The organism is Vibrio splendidus, assembly GCF_002873455.1.
GTDB lineage: Bacteria > Pseudomonadota > Gammaproteobacteria > Enterobacterales > Vibrionaceae > Vibrio > Vibrio splendidus_J.
In genome coordinates, this window is the sequence record NZ_MCUN01000035.1 from 95,028 (window position 1) to 116,142 (window position 21,115).

Annotated in this window: 11 protein-coding genes and 1 pseudogene; 7 read left to right on the forward strand and 5 right to left on the reverse strand. The window is 41.8% G+C overall.

The features are described from left to right. Positions 1–40: 40 nt before the first annotated feature. Entirely contained in the window at positions 41–967 is a 927-nt protein-coding gene (locus BCU75_RS19060; RefSeq protein ID WP_102464147.1) for a tripartite tricarboxylate transporter substrate binding protein, read from the reverse strand. Positions 968–992: 25 nt separating this feature from the next. Continuing rightward, positions 993–1,463 carry a hypothetical protein gene (locus tag BCU75_RS19065; RefSeq protein WP_076678838.1) on the reverse strand — a complete coding sequence of 157 codons (471 nt, stop codon included), beginning with the start codon at positions 1,461–1,463 and terminating at the stop codon, positions 993–995. 965 nt (positions 1,464–2,428) lie between these two features. On the opposite strand from BCU75_RS19065, the gene BCU75_RS19070 reads away from it, so the two are divergent. From BCU75_RS19070 to BCU75_RS19095, 6 genes are all read left to right on the forward strand, one after another. After that, a complete protein-coding gene (locus tag BCU75_RS19070) occupies positions 2,429–4,207 on the forward strand; it encodes a sodium:solute symporter family transporter (RefSeq protein WP_076678837.1) in 1,779 nt (592 codons plus the stop codon). 238 nt (positions 4,208–4,445) lie between these two features. Next, entirely contained in the window at positions 4,446–6,524 is a 2,079-nt protein-coding gene (locus BCU75_RS19075) for a DUF4962 domain-containing protein (RefSeq protein WP_054547408.1), read from the forward strand. A gap of 667 nt (positions 6,525–7,191) precedes the next feature. Then, positions 7,192–8,073 (forward strand): NAD(P)-dependent oxidoreductase, encoded by an 882-nt coding sequence (locus BCU75_RS19080; protein WP_102474757.1) that lies wholly within the window; start codon positions 7,192–7,194, stop codon positions 8,071–8,073. Between the two features lie 1,105 nt (positions 8,074–9,178). After that, a complete protein-coding gene (locus tag BCU75_RS19085; RefSeq protein WP_102474758.1) occupies positions 9,179–11,050 on the forward strand; it encodes a methyl-accepting chemotaxis protein in 1,872 nt (623 codons plus the stop codon). 238 nt (positions 11,051–11,288) lie between these two features. Next, positions 11,289–13,040: a polysaccharide lyase family 7 protein gene (locus BCU75_RS19090; RefSeq protein WP_102474759.1), complete on the forward strand. Its 1,752-nt coding sequence runs from the start codon at positions 11,289–11,291 to the stop codon at positions 13,038–13,040. Between the two features lie 425 nt (positions 13,041–13,465). Continuing rightward, positions 13,466–15,028: a polysaccharide lyase family 7 protein gene (locus BCU75_RS19095; RefSeq protein WP_076679123.1), complete on the forward strand. Its 1,563-nt coding sequence runs from the start codon at positions 13,466–13,468 to the stop codon at positions 15,026–15,028. A 668-nt stretch (positions 15,029–15,696) separates the two neighbouring features. Here BCU75_RS19095 and BCU75_RS19100 read toward each other — a convergent pair. Further along, a complete protein-coding gene (locus BCU75_RS19100) occupies positions 15,697–17,694 on the reverse strand; it encodes a LamG domain-containing protein (protein WP_102474760.1) in 1,998 nt (665 codons plus the stop codon). Positions 17,695–17,904: 210 nt separating this feature from the next. After that, complete coding sequence (locus BCU75_RS19105) at positions 17,905–18,762, reverse strand: oligogalacturonate-specific porin KdgM family protein (RefSeq protein WP_076679147.1); 858 nt, start codon at positions 18,760–18,762, stop codon at positions 17,905–17,907. 536 nt (positions 18,763–19,298) lie between these two features. Here BCU75_RS19105 and BCU75_RS19110 point away from each other — a divergent pair. Next, the gene (locus tag BCU75_RS19110; protein ID WP_076679148.1) at positions 19,299–20,336 is read left to right on the forward strand and encodes a polysaccharide lyase family 7 protein; all 1,038 of its coding nucleotides are present in this window, start codon (positions 19,299–19,301) and stop codon (positions 20,334–20,336) included. Between the two features lie 112 nt (positions 20,337–20,448). On the opposite strand, the pseudogene BCU75_RS19115 reads toward BCU75_RS19110, so the two are convergent. Continuing rightward, positions 20,449–21,104: pseudogene (locus tag BCU75_RS19115) on the reverse strand (nitroreductase family protein). Between the last annotated feature and the right edge of the window lie 11 nt (positions 21,105–21,115).

A 21,115-nucleotide genomic window follows, 5' to 3' on the forward strand; every position in this document is an offset into this window, starting at 1 on the left:
ATAAAAAGGCACAACTTGTCGTTGTGCCTATGAGTTAAGATTATTGAATTAATTCAGTAAGCGACTTTGTATCTTCTGCAACGAATGCCGTGAATGCTTTATCATCAAGATTGTGAATTGTCATCGCACCTTTCGCCATGAAAGATTTGAACTCCTCACTTGCCATTGCTTCATCAAATGCAGCGCCTAGTTTCTCAATTACCGCATCAGGTGTATCTTTTGGAGCGCCAATACCACGCCATGTACCTGTTACAACATCAATACCTTGTTCTTTCAAAGTAGGAACATCAGGAATGTACTGAATACGTTCTTCTGACATGACACCCAATGCTTTTAGTTGGCCTGAACGAAGCTGAGCGATAGCTTCACCCGGTGTAACCATTGTTACGTCTGTGTGGTGGCCGAGTACTGCAGGAATTGCTTCAGATGCACCGTTGTAAGGGATTGCGTTGAGTTTAATATCTTGGTCTTTTTCAAGAGACATTAGGTAGAAGTTTGGCGCAGCGGTTGAAGCAAATTTTACGCTACCAGGGTTTTCTTTGGCTTCTTTAATCAGATCATTAATGGTGTTGTATGGGCTATCTGCTGCAACCAATACGACCGCTGGATCTAAGTTAACTAAACGAATGAGTTTAAAGTCATCAGCGGTATGACGCATTAAACCCATTTGAGGAAGTGAAGCAATTTCACGTGTTACTACTGTTAATGTGTAACCATCCGCACGCTGCTGAGCACCAAAGCTCATACCAACGGCGCCAGCACCACCTGTACGGTTCATGATTGAAATGTTTTGTCCCAGAATGTCTTTGGCGCTATTGGCAAGAGTACGGCCAACGGCATCTGTACCGCCACCCGCGCCAAATGGGACAACTAAGCGAATGTTTTTGCTCGGGTAGTCTGCTGCAATCGACGTTGCAGAAACAAGTATGCCAGCTGCCAGCATGATGGATTTCAATAATTTACTCATAGTAAGTTCCTTTTGTTTCTAATTATTAGCGATATGATTTTGTAGGGTTTTCTGCTTTTTCTGTTTGGTATTCGTGCATTGTTAACTGTTCAATAGCCACCGCTATCCAGCCACTGATTAGCATGTCATACCATTGTTGAACGCCACTGCAGGCAACAACCACATTTCCGTAAACAAATGAGCCGTAGAACAATAAGTCTTCGTCACGTAGTGAGGATGGGTGTTGTGAGTGTAGTGTTAGATTACTTGTCGATTCTCGCCATGCTTGTTGAGCTTTCTTACGAGCAAGGTGATCAAATTTGATAGTCCAATTACCGGGGTTCCCTAAAGATTCTTCATAAAGAATGGCGTCTTCGAAAGAGGCTTCCCAAGGTTTGAGGTGGGGGTTCATAACGACAATATGCAGTTCTTTTCTGTTGGTTCTTTCAAAAAGCTTTTCGATAGAGGGCTTTACGATGTCGATAGCGTCTTGAGTGATGTCTTTCATTGATCGCATGCTACATGTCCTTACGTTTCATTAGATGTATATAGAATATTGTATGACAATAATTCTTCAATTAATGAAAGCTTGGAAGTGGGGAGCGATCACAAGCGGAAGTTTGCTAACTAGACTCCGATCTTGTTTTAACCATATTGTGTCGAAAATAGTGTGATTCTGGTCTTTTTTTGAACCGGATATAAATGCACTCAGCTCCAGTTTATTTTGGCTTATTTATTAGGTATAAACTCACCATCATATGGCCACCGTTCTGTTAATTCATGCGGCGAAAATTTTGGCGTGATAATAGAGCACCCTATAAAATAATGAGATACATACGTACATGCTAGCGAGCTAACCTGTTTGTTTTTAGGAAGCGTGTTGCACTGTTTTGGTTCAATCATTTTTCCATCTTTCTTTAGCTATTCGGGTTGCTCAAGCCCCCCTAATCTTTGTGCGTTCTCTTTATCACTCTCAGAGACAGCATCTTAAATTCCTTCTCTAACTCATCAGGAAATGGTCTAAATAGAGGTGAATTTGTATTTAGATCTAAAGATAAGAGCACTACACAAATTTGAATTGAATTCTAATGATATTACCCGCTCGATTTCGATAAAAAACACTGGTTTATTGTGTGATGAATGATGTGGGTTTAGTCACGGATTCTCTTCTATTATTTTTGAGGTCTTTATGTTTATATGTGTTTGGTTGTATTCGTTAATAAGTGTGCAAAGTCTTACTTTTATTTTAAGTTGTTGTTTTTAAAGATTAATTTATTTTAAGTGTTTGATCTTTTGGGTTTTTACCTAAAATTCTAACAATTTCCTTAATGGATTAGCCATATTCCATCCTATGTCATATATATAATTAACTTAATCAATCAAAATAAGATCACCATCACTTATTTAGATTATTGTACTACAAATAAGAGGTCGAATTTCCTATAGTCCTCGTAACAAATTAAAACGGACAAAGGACACACGATGGAACTCAACACGATTATTGTTGGCATTTATTTCCTATTTTTGATTGCGATAGGTTGGATGTTTAGAACATTTACAAGTACCACCAGTGACTACTTCCGCGGGGGCGGTAATATGTTGTGGTGGATGGTTGGTGCAACCGCTTTTATGACCCAGTTTAGTGCATGGACATTCACCGGTGCGGCAGGTAAAGCGTATAACGATGGTTTTGCAGTCGCGGTCATCTTCGTAGCCAACGCTTTTGGTTACTTCATGAATTACGCGTACTTCGCGCCGAAATTCCGTCAACTTCGCGTTGTTACGGTAATCGAAGCGATTCGTATGCGTTTTGGCGCAACAAACGAGCAAGTATTCACTTGGTCTTCAATGCCGAACTCAGTGGTATCTGCGGGTGTGTGGTTAAACGCATTAGCAATCATCGCTTCGGGTATCTTCGGTTTCGACATGAACATGACTATCTGGGTGACTGGCCTAGTGGTATTGGCGATGTCGGTAACAGGTGGTTCATGGGCGGTAATCGCATCTGACTTCATGCAGATGGTTATCATCATGGCGGTAACGGTAACTTGTGCGGTTGTCGCGGTTGTTCAAGGTGGTGGTGTTGGTGAGATTGTTAACAACTTCCCAGTGCAAGATGGTGGTTCGTTCCTTTGGGGCAACAACATCAACTACCTAAGCATCTTTACGATTTGGGCATTCTTCATCTTCGTTAAGCAGTTCTCAATCACGAACAACATGCTTAACTCATACCGTTACCTAGCAGCTAAAGATTCAAAGAATGCAAAGAAAGCGGCACTGTTAGCATGTGTACTTATGCTTTGTGGTGTATTTATCTGGTTCATGCCTTCTTGGTTCATTGCTGGTCAAGGTGTCGATTTATCAGCGGCTTACCCGAATGCAGGTAAAAAAGCGGGTGATTTTGCTTACCTATACTTTGTACAAGAGTACATGCCAGCAGGTATGGTTGGTCTATTAGTTGCCGCGATGTTTGCAGCGACAATGTCTTCAATGGACTCAGGTCTAAACCGTAACTCAGGTATCTTTGTTAAGAACTTCTACGAAACAATCGTTCGTAAAGGTCAGGCGTCAGAGAAAGAGCTAGTAACCGTATCTAAGATTACTTCAGCAGTCTTTGGTTTCGCTATTATCCTAATCGCACAGTTCATCAACTCATTAAAAGGTTTGAGCCTCTTTGATACGATGATGTACGTGGGTGCGTTAATCGGCTTCCCAATGACGATTCCTGCATTCCTTGGTTTCTTCATCAAGAAAACTCCGGACTGGGCTGGTTGGGGTACGCTAGTTGTTGGTGGCATCGTATCTTATGTAGTTGGTTTTGTTATCAATGCAGAAATGGTAGCAGCGGCGTTTGGTCTTGATACTCTAACAGGGCGTGAATGGTCTGATGTTAAAGTTGCGATTGGCCTCATTGCTCACATCACATTAACCGGTGGCTTCTTCGTACTATCTACGATGTTCTACAAGCCTTTATCAAAAGAACGTCAAGCGGATGTTGATAAGTTCTTTGGCAACTTAGAGACACCATTGGTTGCTGAATCAGCAGAGCAAAAAGTGTTGGATAACAAACAACGTCAAATGCTTGGTAAATTGATTGCGGTAGCGGGTGTTGGCATTATGTTGATGGCTCTTCTGACTAACCCAATGTGGGGACGCCTAGTCTTCATCTTATGTGGTGTGATAGTTGGTGGTGTCGGTATTCTACTTGTGAAAGCGGTCGATGATGGCGGCAAGCAAGCTAAAGCAGTAACTGAAAGCTAACAACTAGCTAACGTTTAAATAGAATGCGACGACTCGAAAGGGCGTCGCATTTTTTGTTTTACTTTGTTTAGTTTAGTTTTGCTAAGTGAGTAAACGCGCCGGGCTTACAACATCAGACCTAAATCACGAAAACTGTAAAAAATTGTACGATTGAATCGAAATACATTTAATTGTCCTACAATAAGACGTATATTGATCGCAATTCCTTTCAATCAACTTGAAAAATAAGTGAGTTAGAATGAGCGACCAAAAATCTCTTGATGCAATCAGGAAGATGAAGCTGGAAAACGATACTTCAGCAGGTAATCTTGTAGACCTACTCCCTATCGAAGTTCAAACACGTGACTTCGACCTATCATTCCTAGACACCTTGAGCGAAGCACGTCCGCGTCTTCTTGTTCAAGCTGATCAGCTAGAAGAATTCAAAGCGAAAGTGAAAGCTGATGAAGCTCACTGCATGTTTGATGATTTCTACAACAACTCTACCGTTAAGTTCCTTGAGACTGCTCCTTTTGAAGAGCCTCAAGCGTACCCAGCTGAGACGGTAGGTAAAGCTTCTCTATGGCGTCCTTATTGGCGTCAAATGTACGTTGATTGCCAAATGGCACTGAACGCGACACGTAACCTAGCGATTGCTGGTGTTGTAAAAGAAGATGAAGCGCTAATCGCTAAAGCTAAAGCTTGGACTCTAAAACTGTCTACGTACGATCCAGAAGGCGTGACTTCTCGTGGCTATAACGATGAAGCGGCTTTCCGTGTCATCGCTGCTATGGCTTGGGGTTACGACTGGCTACACGGCTACTTCACAGATGAAGAACGTCAGCAAGTTCAAGATGCTTTGATTGAGCGTCTAGACGAAATCATGCACCACCTGAAAGTGACGGTTGATCTATTAAACAACCCGCTGAACAGCCACGGTGTTCGTTCTATCTCTTCTGCTATCATCCCAACGTGTATCGCGCTTTACCACGATCACCCGAAAGCAGGCGAGTACATCGCTTACGCTCTAGAATACTACGCAGTACACTACCCACCATGGGGCGGTGTAGACGGCGGTTGGGCTGAAGGTCCAGACTACTGGAACACACAAACTGCATTCTTAGGCGAAGCATTCGACCTATTGAAAGCATACTGTGGCGTAGACATGTTTAACAAAACATTCTATGAAAACACAGGTGACTTCCCACTTTACTGTATGCCGGTTCACTCTAAGCGCGCGAGCTTCTGTGACCAGTCTTCAATCGGTGATTTCCCAGGTTTAAAACTGGCTTACAACATCAAGCACTACGCGGGTGTTAATCAGAAGCCTGAGTACGTTTGGTACTACAACCAACTGAAAGGCCGTGATACTGAAGCACACACCAAATTCTACAACTTTGGTTGGTGGGACTTCGGCTACGACGATCTTCGTTTTAACTTCCTATGGGATGCACCTGAAGAGAAAGCACCATCGAATGATCCACTGTTGAAGGTATTCCCAATCACGGGTTGGGCTGCATTCCACAACAAGATGACTGAGCGTGATAACCATATCCACATGGTATTCAAATGTTCTCCGTTTGGCTCAATCAGCCACTCTCACGGTGACCAAAACGCATTTACACTTCATGCATTTGGTGAAACGCTAGCGTCAGTAACCGGCTACTACGGTGGTTTCGGTGTAGACATGCACACTAAGTGGCGTCGTCAAACGTTCTCTAAAAACCTTCCACTGTTTGGTGGTAAAGGTCAGTACGGCGAGAACAAGAACACAGGCTACGAAAACCACCAAGATCGCTTCTGTATCGAAGCGGGCGGCACTATCTCTGACTTCGACACAGAATCTGATGTGAAGATGGTTGAAGGTGATGCAACGGAATCTTACAAGTACTTCGTTCCTGAAATCGAATCTTACAAGCGTAAAGTCTGGTTCGTTCAAGGTAAAGTCTTCGTAATGCAAGACAAGGCAACGCTTTCTGAAGAGAAAGACATGACTTGGCTAATGCACACCACTTTCGCAAACGAAGTGGCAGACAAGTCTTTCACTATCCGCGGCGAAGTTGCGCACCTAGACGTAAACTTCATCAACGAGTCTGCTGAGAACATCACTTCAGTTAAGAACGTTGAAGGCTTTGGCGAAGTTGACCCATACGAGTTTAAAGATCTTGAGATCCACCGTCACGTTGAAGTGGAATTCAAGCCATCGAAAGAGCACAACATCCTGACGCTTCTCGTTCCTAATAAGAACGAAGGCGAGCAAGTTGAAGTGTCTCACAAGCTTGAAGGCAACACGCTACTGCTCAATGTTGACGGCGAAACGGTTTCAATCGAACTGTAATCCGCTGAAGTAACAGAAGCTAGATACTAAAAACTCCGAGTGAAAGCTCGGAGTTTTTTTGTTTGTCTAGTTAGTTAGTTGGATAAGTTGGCAAACCCATCAGGTTGAAAGAAAACTAAATGGCTCTAAGTTCAATAGCTCCTCGATGATAAGCCAGTAGTTAAATAGTTAAATAGTTAAATAGCTAAATAGCTAAATAGCTAAATAGCTGAACCTGGAAGCTGATACACAAAGACCGAGCATGTACGTAGCCACTATGCTCAATGAAATGCGAGACCCACATGTATCGCTCTGTTAGAAGAATAGGGCGCCAACACCTGTTTCCCAAAAATTGATATGACTTACTTCTGCGTGAACGGCCTAATCATTGGCTCAGTAAGGGAGGAGTGAACTATACCTAGGTAATGAACTATATATAGTTAAAGGCGTAGCTTGTGCTTACTAATCGTATGACATTTAACGTACGTTATTTCATCAATAGACAGTTTTTAAGTGGCAAATAGTTCCTGTAAGTACAAAGCGTGCCCCATATTTTTTCGTAAAGTGAATCCCTGTCACAACTTGGATCGAACCATCAAATCAATGCCCTAAAACTATTGCGTAACGAGAAAGACGTCGTTATTATAATGAGCATATAATCATACAATACTATATTTGGAGTTTGAACATGACTAAACCTGTAATCGGTTTCATTGGCCTAGGTCTTATGGGCGGCAACATGGTTGAAAACCTACAAAAGCGCGGCTACCACGTAAACGTAATGGATCTAAGCGCTGAAGCTGTTGCTCGCGTTACAGATCGCGGCAATGCGACTGCATTCACTTCTGCTAAAGAATTAGCAGCTGCAAGTGACATCGTTGAGTTTTGTCTTACAACTTCAGCTGTTGTTGAAAAAATCGTTTACGGCGAAGACGGCGTTCTAGCGGGCATCAAAGAAGGCGCAGTACTAGTAGACTTCGGTACTTCTATCCCTGCTTCTACTAAGAAAATCGGCGCAGCTCTTGCTGAAAAAGGCGCGGGCATGATCGACGCACCTCTAGGTCGTACTCCTGCACACGCTAAAGATGGTCTTCTGAACATCATGGCTGCTGGCGACATGGAAACTTTCAACAAAGTTAAACCTGTTCTTGAAGAGCAAGGCGAAAACGTATTCCACCTAGGTGCTCTAGGTTCTGGTCACGTGACTAAGCTTGTGAACAACTTCATGGGTATGACAACTGTTGCGACTATGTCTCAAGCTTTCGCTGTTGCTCAACGCGCTGGTGTTGATGGCCAACAACTGTTTGACATCATGTCTGCAGGTCCATCTAACTCTCCGTTCATGCAATTCTGTAAGTTCTACGCTGTAGACGGCGAAGAGAAGCTAGGTTTCTCTGTTGCTAACGCTAACAAAGACCTTGGCTACTTCCTTGCACTATGTGAAGAACTAGGTACTGAGTCTCTAATCGCTCAAGGTACTGCAACAAGCCTACAAGCTGCTGTTGATGCAGGCATGGGTAACAATGACGTACCAGTAATCTTCGACTACTTCGCTAAACTAGAGAAGTAATCGACGTACGACCTCGCTAGGGTATTGCTTGTCGTTTTGGCGGCGATACCTCAGCGAGGTTCGTTTTTATCTACCATTCCCTGTTTGTTCCCACGGTTTCACTCTTCCTCGCAAAGCCCTTTACCATTTAGTCCTGCTCTTCTAGATCTACTTTTTTGCTTCTTTCTTTTCTACCTGAGTCAAACTCTACCTGTTTCTATTCTCATTTAAGCTCGGCCTTTCAAGGCTACAAAGCTTTTAGCTAACACTTCACCTTCTTAGAAACCTCTGTTCTAACCACACTTTGTTGGACATAAGTCGACTCGTCACTCTCATATTTTTCAAAGTAGCGTTGACGCGTGATAATTCGCGCGGCTAAGCAATCATGTCCTCAATCGTCAATAAAAATCAAAAAAAAAGCCCACACAGCTGGTGACTGTGTGGGCATGTTCGGACGAGCCGTCTGGAAAAACAAATAAACAATTGTAAGTGAAAAACGAATAACGAGATCCCCCGACAGTTTCTACGTTAAACGTGTTCAATGACCTCAAAGCAAGCTGCTTCAATCATCACTTTTAATTGAACAAAAGCATCCAGAAAGAACTTAAGTTATGATTCAAATACACCTTATATTAGGATTTATTGTATTACAAATAAATTTTGAAATTAAATGCCTTTAGTGAATAATTGGTTGGTGGGAGTGTGAGTTAAAGCCCACTTTTTTACTCGACCAAGTGACATCGCAATGAAGAATTTAAAAAAGGGCTTTATCGCTGGAATAGGGGTTAACTATCTAAAAATCGAACATTTTTAATGTTTTATCTATTTTCTCTAACTTCAGTGAAAGTCTAAACTCATAAATGATACCTATGTCACAGGGTGATTTTAACCAGTTTTAATATATCAAGATCGCTCACAGAAAGGTCTTGCAATTAAGCATACAATATTAATTAAATTAATGGTTGTGACGATGGATCGACATGAACAACTTTCGTGTCCATGTATCTTTGATAGTGTAAACAGGACGACCATTTCATTCGGATAAAAATAATAGACATAGGTTGTATGGATGATGAGTTTGATGAATTCAAAACTGTCTTTAGGATTTAAAGGAAAATTGATTTTAATGGTGGCGATCGTCAGTTCTAGTGCTTTGGCATTTACGAACTGGTTTACGCTTGATTTGGCAACAGACCAAGTAAACCAAACGATTTATAACGAGATTGACCACTCGCTAACGATAGAAATTAATCAAATAGAAAGCACCGTTCAGCGCACCATCGATACCGTTAATTCTGTTGCACAAGAGTTCATGAAGTCCCCTTACCAAGTGCCGAACGAAGCACTTATGCATTACGCTGCTAAGCTCGGTGGTATTGACAAGATTGTGGTAGGTTTTGACGACGGCCGTTCTTATACCTCTCGCCCTTCAGAATCTTTCCCTAACGGTGTTGGGATAAAAGAAAAGTATAATCCAACTACTCGTCCTTGGTATCAACAAGCGAAATTGAAATCAGGCTTATCTTTTAGTGATCTGTTTTTCACTAAGAGTACTCAAGTGCCTATGATTGGTGTGACGTACTCGTACCAAGATCGCGTGATCATGGCTGATATACGTTTTGATGATTTGGAAACGCAGCTTAAACAGTTGGACAGCATCTACGAAGCTAAAGGGATCATCGTTGATGAAAGAGGGATGATTGTCGCTTCCACAATAGAGAATGTGCTTCCACAAACCAATATCTCTTCTGCAGACATCCAGATGAAACTCAACAGTGCCATTGAACAACCTGATCAATTCATTGAGGGTGTTATAGATGGTAACCAGAGAATATTGATGGCCAAGAAAGTGGATATTGGTAGCCAGAAAGAGTGGTATATGATCTCTAGCATCGACCCTGAACTCGCGCTCAATCAGTTGAATGGTGTGATGTCGAGTGCGCGTATCCTTATCGTGGCTTGTGTGTTCGGTTCGGTGATATTGATGATTTTACTTCTGAATCGTTTCTACCGCCCAATCGTGTCACTGCGCAAAATAGTGCATGGCCTTTCTCAAGGTAATGGAGACCTGACTCAAAGGCTTGCTGAGAAAGGCAAGGACGACCTTGGACACATCGCAAAAGACATCAACTTGTTCATTATCGGCTTACAAGAAATGGTTAAGGACGTGAAATTCAAGAACTCGGATCTCGACACTAAGGTATTAAGCATTCGAGAAGGCTGTAAAGAAACCAGCGATGTATTGAAAGTCCATACTGATGAAACCGTTCAAGTGGTCTCAGCGATTAATGGTTTGTCTGAAGCATCGAATGAAGTAGAGAAGAGTTCTCAGTCGGCGGCAGAAGCAGCAAGAGAGGCAGCTGTGTTCAGTGATGAGACGAAACAAATCAATACAGTGACGGAAACCTATATCAGTGATCTCGAGAAGCAAGTCTGTACGACGTCTGATGATATTCGCTCTATGGCCAACGAAACACAGAGTATACAGTCGATAGTATCTGTGATTGGTGGTATCGCTGAGCAAACCAACTTACTTGCGTTGAATGCTTCAATCGAAGCGGCAAGAGCGGGTGAGCACGGTCGAGGTTTCGCCGTGGTGGCTGATGAAGTTCGCGCGCTAGCCAGTCGAACGCAAATTAGCACGTCTGAAATTGAAGAAGCATTATCAGGTTTGCAGTCCAAATCGGACGGTTTGGTTAAATCTATTGAGTTGACCAAAAGTAATTGTGAGATGACTCGGGCCCAAGTTGCTCAGGCTGTAAACATGCTGGCGAAGCTAACGGAGCAGATGGAAACAGTAAGTCGTTTTAATAATGATATTTCGGGTTCCTCTGTCGAGCAGAATGCGCTGATTCAAAGTATCGCTAAGAACATGCATAAGATTGAAAGTTTCGTTGAGGAGCTCAATAAGCTAAGCCAAGATCAGTTAACTGGAACTGCAGAAATCAAAACACTTAACGGCAGTGTTAATGAATTAATGAGTAGTTTTAAAGTTTAACTTTACTAGAATTAATTTATAAAAATCAATGTGTTAAATTTTTATTTTTAATAAAGGCCACTCAATAACGTTCGGTTTTAGAGTGGCCTTTCTGCGTTGTTTTCGTGTCACTAATTTTGCGACATTCCTTCTCATTTCACCTCATTTGCCGTATCTCACATTCTGATAAATAGATAATTGACATAAAATAGTACAAATATACATTATCACTCTACTCTTATGGATAAGTGAGATAAATGTGAATAAGCCAATCTTTGTCGTAGTGCTCGCTTCGCTTACGTATGGCTGCGGTGGAAGCAGTTCAAATAGTTCAAGTGACAACAATGACCCTTCTGATAACAGCAATCCAGGAACGTCTTATGGCGTTGTTGCACCTTATAATATCGCCAAGTATCAAAGTATCCTTTCGAGCTCTGATCTTCAGGTTTCTGATCCTAACGGAGCGGAGGGCAATAAAACCTCTGAAATCAAAGACGGAAACTTCGATGGTTATATCAGTGATTATTTTTACGCTGATGAAGAGACTGAGAATCTTGTTTTCAAAATGACCAACTACAAGATGCGTTCAGAAGTTCGTGAAGGGGAAAACTTTGATATCAATGAAGTGGGCGTGAGACGCAGTTTATATGCAGAAATAAGCTTACCTGATATCGAACATTCGATGGCAGGTTCACCCGCTGATCACGATGAAGTAACGATGTTACAGATACATAATAAAGGTACGGACGAGAACGGAACTGGTTATATCCCTCATCCATTATTGCGTGTGATTTGGGAACAAGAACGCGATGGCATCACAGGCCACTATTGGGCTGTAATGAAAAACAACGCCATTGACTGCAGCAGTGCTTCAGACTCTTCGGATTGTTACGCCACTTCATATGATCGTTACGATTTGGGAGAGGCGGATCTTGATAGTTTCACTAAGTTTGATCTTTCAATTTATGAGAACACACTGTCGATCAAAGTGAATGACGAAGTAAAAGTGAACCGAGATATCGGCTATTGGGAACATCTCCTGAGCTATTTCAAAGCCGGTATATATAACCAGTTTGAAAATGGTGAAGCCACGGCATATTTCCAAGCGTTAAGATACACAACAACCCAAATCAATGGCTCAAACGATTGGGATATTAATGACTGGAAGTTGACGATTCCTGCGAGCAAAGATACTTGGTATGGCAGTGGCGGCGATAGCGCTGCTGAATTAGAGCCTGAACGTTGTGAGTCGAGCAAAGACCTTCTCGCAAATGATAGCGATGTTTATCATAGCAATATTGACCTCTCTTATTTCAATACGGATGAGGGGAGAATGCACTTTAGATCGGACATGGGATATGGCACCTCTACCGAAAATTCTAGCTATATTCGTTCTGAATTAAGGGAGCTGTATCAAAGCAATACACAACCGGATTGCAGCACCAGTGATGAAGACACAAGCTGGTATTTGAACGACACAAGAACTAACACAACCAGTCATGAGTTAACCGCAACACTGCGAATTGAAGACTATCCGAACATTAATAACCAAGATCCGAAAGTGGTACTTGGGCAAATCCACGGTTGGAAGATCAATCAAGCATTGGTGAAGTTGCTATGGGAAGGTGAGAATAAGCCAGTAAGAGTGATACTCAATTCCGATTTTGAGCGCAATAATCAAGACTGTAGCGGTTGCGAACCGTTCAGTGTTGAATTAGGTACATATGCAGCCAGTGAAGAGTGGCGATATACGATTCGCGCTGACGAAGACGGTGTTTACCTGGCGACCCATGATTCTGATGGAACCAATACTGTTTCTCACACAATCCTTTGGGGACAAGACTACACAGACAAAGATGGAGACAGGGTATCACTAACATCAGATTGGACATCGACAGATATCGCTTTCTATTTCAAGGCGGGTATTTATCCCCAATTTAAGCCAGATAGTGACTATGTAGGTGAAGTGTTTGATGTGAGCTTTAGTTCTCTACGAGCAGAGCACAACTGAGTCCCTGATGTTTGAATAGACATTTCGGTAATGAAGAAGACCATATTGATGTCTAACAATGTGGTCTTTTTTTTGCTTTTTGGACGTTTGCAATAATGTGTTTTGAACGACAAAAGTTCTGCTTGAGCCATACAAATATTCACTATTTCGGAGCGGTTGGTCTGCGCTTACTCGTTCATTTCGCATTCCAAATTATTATAGATTGTCTTTTATCAATAGGAAGTGTGATCCAGTTAAAGTATGGAAAAAACGGAAAGTGTTCCTAGTCTCATTTATTAAACGAAGTGTTTTATTTGTATTATAAGATTACGTAATATTTTTATGTTATCGCAAATACTGAGAGAGGAATTGCCTTATAGCTCGTGTTTGCTAATTTTTTCTTTCAGTTATGAATGCTGTCTTTGTATTATAATAATGGATTAAATATGAAACAAATTACTCTAAAAACTTTGCTCGCTTCTTCTATTCTACTTGCGGTTGGTTGTGCGAGCACGTCTACTGCTGATTTTCCAAATAACAAAGAAACGGGTAAAGCGCTTCTGACGCCAGTTGCTGTTGCCGCTAGTAGCCATGATGGTAATGGCCCTGATCGTCTTATTGACCAAGATCTAACAACACGTTGGTCTTCAGCGGGTGACGGCGAGTGGGCCACGTTAGACTATGGTTCAGTGCAAGAATTTGACGCGATTCAAGCCTCTTTCAGCAAAGGTAATCAGCGCCAATCTAAATTTGATATCCAAGTGAGTATTGATGGCGAAAGCTGGACAACGGTACTTGAAAACCAACTAAGTTCAGGTGAAGCGATCGGCTTAGAGCGCTTCCAATTTGAACCTGCGGTTAAAGCACGTTACGTAAGATACGTTGGTCACGGTAACACCAAAAACGGTTGGAACAGTGTGACGGGTTTAGCTGCGGTTAACTGTAGCATTAACGCATGTCCTAGTAGCCATATCATCACTTCAGACGTTGTTGCTGCAGAAGCGGCAATGATCGCTGAAATGAAAGCGGCAGAGAAAGCCCATAAGGCCGCACGCAAAGATCTACGCTCTGGTAACTTCGGCGTAGCAGCGGTTTACCCTTGTGAGACTTCGGTTAAATGTGACACTCGTAGCGCACTGCCAGTACCGACAGGCTTACCAGCGACACCGGTTGCAGGTAATGCACCGAGCGAAAACTTCGACATGACTCACTGGTACCTATCTCAACCATTCGATCATGACAAAAACGGCAAGCCAGATGATGTGTCAGAGTGGAACCTTGCAAACGGTTACCAACACCCTGAAATCTTCTACACAGCTGATGACGGTGGCTTAGTATTTAAAGCTTACGTTAAAGGTGTACGTACATCTAAAAACACTAAGTACGCACGTACAGAGCTTCGTGAAATGATGCGTCGTGGCGATCAGTCTATTAGCACTAAAGGTGTTAATAAGAACAACTGGGTATTCTCAAGCGCTCCTGAGTCTGACTTAGAGTCAGCGGCGGGTATTGACGGCGTTCTAGAAGCGACGTTGAAAATCGACCACGCAACAACGACAGGTAATGCGAATGAAGTAGGTCGCTTTATCATTGGTCAGATTCACGATCAAAACGATGAGCCGATTCGTTTGTACTACCGCAAATTGCCAAACCAAGCAACGGGCGCAGTTTACTTTGCACACGAAAGCCAAGACGCAACAAAAGAGGACTTCTACCCTCTAGTGGGCGATATGACGGCTGAAGTGGGTGAAGATGGTATCGCGCTTGGTGAAGTGTTCAGCTACCGCATTGACGTGAAAGGCAACACGATGACTGTTACTTTAATGCGCGAAGGTAAAGACGACGTTGTACAAGTAGTTGATATGAGCAACAGCGGCTACGACGCAGGCGGCAAGTACATGTACTTCAAAGCGGGTGTTTACAACCAAAACATCAGCGGCGACTTAGACGACTACTCACAAGCGACTTTCTACCAGTTAGACGTATCGCATGATCAATACAAAAAGTAATCTAACCGAATAACACTTAATATTAAAGATATCGCAATAGCCTCCAGCCTTAGGGTTCGGAGGCTTTTTTGTGTCTGGTATTTAGGTTAAAAACAATCAGTCATCAAAGGGAAGGTATAGTTTAGGTACTGGTTTCTTAACACAATTCCACTTTAAAAATCATGCTTCCAACTTATCAAGCAATCTACAGTTCATCATCTCCAATTCGTTGATGAGACTGTAAGTGCAAGGTATGGCCAATCAAACCTACGGTTAGCGCCAAATATTGTTCTAGGTTGTTTACGGCTTGATCAAATAGACAGGGGTATCTCTATCAATAGGTATATTCAGCCCCCCAATCTTAAAAGTCAGTTTATAGCCCTTAAATGTCCTTCATCGCTCAAGAGCAATTAGAGATAGATGTATAAACGAGAGGGTACTGAACGCAGTATTGATACACAGGCACTTTCTGTAAACCGTCATAGAACGGATTCAGTTGTTGATTATCGAAGCCCGGATTACTGAAGAACAACGGGTAAGTGGTTAGAGTTGTGTGGTATCCATAAGGCTTTGCTTAGCCTGGATTGGTACGTGTGGTAAGAGGTATGATGGATAACGACATAATTGAATAGCGTGTTATAAAAAAGCCTCTAGTAGAACTAGAGGCTATTGATTCAATCAAAGAGTTATTACTCAGCAGTAAATTGAGTTACACGTTCTTGAATTTGTACATCAGTCAGAACTGTATTCCAAACTGCGATATTATCGACTAAACCATTGAAGTTTTTATCATCTCCTGTTGAGCCACCTAATAAAACAAGTTTGTCACTTGTATCAGCATTAGGTAATACTTCGATATCGACATCTTTCGACGCAACTTGTGTTCCGTCGATATAGATACGCATTTCTCCGTACTCGCCCGCATCTGCAGCTTCGGCATCATATATAGCCATAATATGGTGCCACTCATTATTTAAGATAGAGGTATCTGATTTAGCTTCTGTACTGGTTGAAATGCCGCCATAAAGTTTAAGTTTTATTTTGTTTAAGTTGCTTTCTGAGCTGTCGTCACCTTCGATATACAATTTAAAACCGGTTTCAAAATTATTATTTGAAGAGTTTTTATCGTAAAAATCGAATATAGCTACGTCATCACCATAGAAAGTACCGTCTAGGCGGGCCTGTTGATTTATCACAGCTTCGATTGAGAATGAACTATCAATCAATTCAACCCCTGTAGGTATATCTGAATTACGATTGTAATATAGGTAGGTATACTCGTCACCCTCATTAGCTAGGTCTTGGCTAATCGATATTGCAGTATTCTCAGCGCCTTTTGCTCCAGTAGCAGCTGAATAATTCTTACCGCCAGTAATCCCAATTTGGTTGTTTGAAGAGCCAGAATCAGTTTCTAATTCGGATTCGCTTGATCCTGTAAATGTGTACTCATTTAACGCAACCGGGAAGTCACCTACTGGCGGTTCTGGGTTCTCTGGATCTACAGGAGGCTCTCCAGTCAAACTGATTACGGTAGCTTCAGAAGTGCTGCTGTTATATGGGTTGTTGTTTAAGTCATACCCAACAGAGTAGTCATTAAAGGTGTCTTTGAACTCTTCAACATACTCTCCAGTAGACTCATCAAGTGAATATACTTTAAGGTTGTCAGCAATCAGTTTAAATGGTGTTGTTTCATCGTTTGTTCCTAGACGAAGCGCAACGACTTGAACTTCTTTATAGCTACCTTCGTTTGAAGATACCGCTCCGGTATAGGGCTCTCCATTAATTGTAAAGGTATGAGAATCAGCAGTCCAAATGACTTCTACTTTAGCCGTAAAGATACCATTTACATCCGTTTCATAAGTACCAACTGACTCTAATGAACCCAGCGAATTTCGGGCCTGAATTATGCCACCACCAATGGCTATATCGCCATGATGATAATTATTACTTACTTTATCATTCTCATCATTTGTTGAGTAGAGGGAAATATAGGCGTTATTCTCGCCAACATCCGCTTCTTCACTATTTTCGTCAAGTTGGTAAACTAAGTCGACAGTTAATTTTCCTGAAGAGATCGTTTTTCCAACGGTAGAACTCGAATCAATGATTTTAAGTCGTAGCTCACCGGTATCATTGGTCAACGTATCTAAAATTTGTGCAGCATTATCAACTCCTGAAGCTTCATCAGCCGCATCAGCAGGGCCGGTTACTGCTGTATCATCGCTGTGGTCAGTACCTGAGACCGGAATGTTACCGTCGATAGCAAGACCACCATCAGTAGCGGAGTAGTCGCCATCTACAGATATCGTACTTACCGTACCGTCATCATTGAAAAGTGTGAACGCGACTTGACCTGAAGTTTCATCTTCAATTGTCTCTTCGCAAGTAGTTTCAAATCGTTCGTATTCACCAAGTGTGGCATCAGGTGAATTGTCAGTGTAGTAATAAAGTGTCTCACCATCTGCTGAGAAGCGATATACGTTGGGTAGATCAGTACTACTCGGTGATGAATAGGCTGCTGAGAGTGCTGCGGTATCAGAAAATTCCCAATAACCATTTAATAGTACCGAAGTTGGTGTTGCAGGATCGGTAGAACCATCCGTCGGAATAGGTAAACCGTCACTGTTACAACCAAATAATAAACCTGTCGAAAGAGCAACAGCTGTAGCGACTTTAGAAATCTGCATAAAATATTCTCTTTATGATATTAAATCCATATGTAAATCACATAAGAAATAGATAATGAATAGTCGTTAAATACTTATTAGGATGAAGCTAATATTTATTAGGATGAAGCTAATATTTATTAGATCATCCTATTTTTAAATAAAGTAATTAAGATATGCCCCAAAAATTTTCAAGAGGAGAGGGGTATTTTATAAATGGACTATTTCTAATTAGAATGAGTAAGCAACACCAACACGGTATTTTGCTTCGCGATCTTTTGAAGATGAACTGATATCAGATGACCAAATCTCAGCAAAAGGTTTCCAAGAACCGAACTTGTAATTTACTTTTACGCCAGCATCCCATTCCCAGTCATCACTATTATAAAGAAGTACGTTATCCAAAGATTTTACATAGTTCGCTTCGTAAGAAAGGCCAAGTTTAGGTAGCGATTCTATTTTGTAGGCACCGGTTAGCGTAATTTTTGATTTTTGAGCTGACTCTAAACGTTCGCCAGTTTCTGAATCCTTGTCACCAAATTGCGTATGGTTACGGAAGTCTGCATATTCATGACGGTAACGAATCGCGGTTGTTAACCCCATGTCTGCTTTATAGCCAACGCGGAACTGAGGTTTGAACGTGACCTTCTTCATCTTCCAGTCGCCATCGTTAGCATTAGGCTCATCCCAATCCCAAGCAATAGGCATACCCATTTGTAGATACCAATTGTTGTCTATTTTGTATGTCGCAGTGTTATCGATCTCCATACCATAGATGTACCAGTTACCATCGTAAAAACTCTGGCTGTTAGCAGCCTTAATATCACCATCATCCTCAACATAAGAGTCGTCAGTATGGAATTTAACTTCAAGACCAGTTGAGTGCTTCCACTTGTCTGATAACTTAAAGCTTTCACCTAGCTTAACTCGGTGTTGATGGCGAGCGTCTACGTGAGCCGTATCACCATTGGTCTTTGTATAATCCGTTGCAGCACGATACTCGTAACGATAATCAAGAGATGCACCAGTAGCTGTGCCCGCTAAAAGAGTACATGCAACAGCTGCAGCAATTTTTGTAACAGAATTCATACCTTTGTCTCACTATTATTTTTTTATTCCGGATACATCCAATGTACCCCTGGCTCACAAACCAATACCTTAAATGGTATTAAATTAATGTATGACAAATATGGTATTTATTCTTGGGTCAAATTTCTGTGAGATCTATCAAAAGTTCCGACTAATGGCCTATTTATATAGCTAAATGTTATGAATATCTCAATTTAAGGCATGTTTATCAAATCAATCATGACCCAGTTCTCATATTAACAAACCTTGAGGGATTGGGTTTTTGCATGTGTTAAAATAATACAAATATAAGATGTTCCACATGTGCATATCGATGATTGAGTTATTGTTGTTCAGACACAGCGGAGCATATTGAGGGATATAGATATAAACCCTAGCTAGATGTTTAATAAAAGTTAAAAGATAGCTAAATGTAAATTCTATTTATTAGTAGGTTTATTTAAGTCGAAGAGAAAATATTTAGCACTAATTCGTGTTCAAAAGTGGTTTCTGTACTGAGAGTGTACTCAGTATCGGTTAATAATAAAGGATGAGTCATGTTTAAGAAAAACATATTAGCAGTGGCGTTATTAGCGACTGTACCAATGGTTACTTTCGCAAATAACGGTGTTTCTTCCCCCGTGCCTGCCGATAAATTCGATATGCACAATTGGAAAATAACCATTCCTTCAGATATTAATGAAGATGGTCGTGTTGATGAAATAGAAGGGGTGGCAATGATGAGCTACTCACATAGCGACTTCTTCCATCTGGATAAAGATGGCAATCTTGTATTTGAAGTGCAGAACCAAGCTATTACGACCAAGAACTCGAAAAATGCACGCTCTGAATTACGACAAATGCCACGAGGCGCTGACTTCTCTATCGATACTGCAGATAAAGGAAACCAATGGGCATTGTCGAGCCATCCATCAGCAAGCGAGTACAGTGCGGTTGGCGGAACATTAGAAGCGACATTAAAAGTTAATCACGTCTCAGTTAATGCTAAGTTCCCAGAAAAATACCCCGCGCATTCTGTTGTGGTTGGCCAGATTCACGCTAAGAAACACAACGAGCTAATCAAAGCTGGAACCGGTTACGGACATGGTAATGAACCGCTGAAGATCTTCTACAAGAAGTTTCCTGACCAAGAGATGGGCTCAGTATTCTGGAACTATGAGCGCAACCTAGAGAAGAAAGATCCTAATCGTGCCGATATTGCTTATCCAGTTTGGGGTAACACATGGGAAAACCCAGCGGAGCCGGGTGAAGCGGGCATTGCTCTCGGTGAAGAATTTAGTTACAAAGTGGAAGTGAAAGGCACCATGATGTACCTAACGTTTGAAACAGAGCGTCACGATACTGTTAAGTATGAAATCGACCTGAGCAAAGGCATTGATGAGCTTGATTCTCCAACGGGCTATGCTGAAGATGATTTTTACTACAAGGCCGGCGCATATGGCCAATGCAGTGTGAGCGACTCTCATCCTGTATGGGGTCCTGGTTGTGGCGGTACTGGCGATTTCGCTGTCGATAAAAAGAATGGCGATTACAACAGTGTTACTTTCTCGGCCCTTAAACTAAACGGTAAATAGATACGGAATAGAGCAGGTAACAAACTAGCTCAATCAAGTATTTTTAAAAGCCACTTAACTCAATGTTAAGTGGCTTTTTAGTATCTTTAAAGCTCGATTCTCGAAGTGCTCGTTATATGACTCTAAATATTTCATCGAGAGGGAGTCGCGCTTTTGGTAGCCCGTGGTTGTAATCTTCACCTCTAAGAAGTAACCCATTGCTAATGCAACCTCACAAACGTGGCCATCAAGCTCTTCGCTAAACTCTTGTCCGATCAAGTCCATATCAACCCCTTCCATTGGTGTAGAACCAATATCCAGCCTTGCAAGAACGTGGAGTGCGTTACCGATCGCTAGGTAAAGCTGCGCTTTGGTCCAGTTGCCGTTAAAGCCAGTGTCATCAGTATTGAGATCTGCAAACGCGTAGCCACCATTAAGCATGTTATCGTGCATCTCTGCGGGTAGGTGACCCGATTCAACTTCAACATCTACGCGATGAGCGTATTTTTCTTTGCTGTAGTGTGGGTCGTAGGCAAAAAGAATGATGTGTGATGATTCAATCGCGTGATGTTGATTAAATTGGAACTTGATAGCAAAAGTATCATGGAAGCGTTGCTTGGCTTCTTCGCTCTCAATCAGAATAAATTTCCACGGCTGTGAATTAATAGACGAAGCGGAAAGGCGGATTGCTTCTTTGATGACCTCAATTTTTTCTGAAGAAATGCGCTTACTAGGATCGTATTTTTTGACGGTGTAGCGTTTACGAAGATCTTGAAGAATGTCATGCATAATGTGTTCAC

What these genes read in the sequence shown, in the direction of transcription:
- BCU75_RS19075 (WP_054547408.1), top strand. Translation starts at nt 4,446, where the DNA reads ATGAGCGACCAAAAATCTCTTGATGCAATCAGGAAGATGAAGCTGGAA.
- BCU75_RS19110 (WP_076679148.1), top strand. Translation starts at nt 19,299, where the DNA reads ATGTTTAAGAAAAACATATTAGCAGTGGCGTTATTAGCGACTGTACCA.
- BCU75_RS19080 (WP_102474757.1), top strand. Translation starts at nt 7,192, where the DNA reads ATGACTAAACCTGTAATCGGTTTCATTGGCCTAGGTCTTATGGGCGGC.
- BCU75_RS19070 (WP_076678837.1), top strand. Translation starts at nt 2,429, where the DNA reads ATGGAACTCAACACGATTATTGTTGGCATTTATTTCCTATTTTTGATT.
- BCU75_RS19085 (WP_102474758.1), top strand. Translation starts at nt 9,179, where the DNA reads ATGGTGGCGATCGTCAGTTCTAGTGCTTTGGCATTTACGAACTGGTTT.
- BCU75_RS19100 (WP_102474760.1), bottom strand. Translation starts at nt 17,694, where the DNA reads ATGCAGATTTCTAAAGTCGCTACAGCTGTTGCTCTTTCGACAGGTTTA.
- BCU75_RS19095 (WP_076679123.1), top strand. Translation starts at nt 13,466, where the DNA reads ATGAAACAAATTACTCTAAAAACTTTGCTCGCTTCTTCTATTCTACTT.
- BCU75_RS19065 (WP_076678838.1), bottom strand. Translation starts at nt 1,463, where the DNA reads ATGCGATCAATGAAAGACATCACTCAAGACGCTATCGACATCGTAAAG.
- BCU75_RS19105 (WP_076679147.1), bottom strand. Translation starts at nt 18,762, where the DNA reads ATGAATTCTGTTACAAAAATTGCTGCAGCTGTTGCATGTACTCTTTTA.
- BCU75_RS19060 (WP_102464147.1), bottom strand. Translation starts at nt 967, where the DNA reads ATGAGTAAATTATTGAAATCCATCATGCTGGCAGCTGGCATACTTGTT.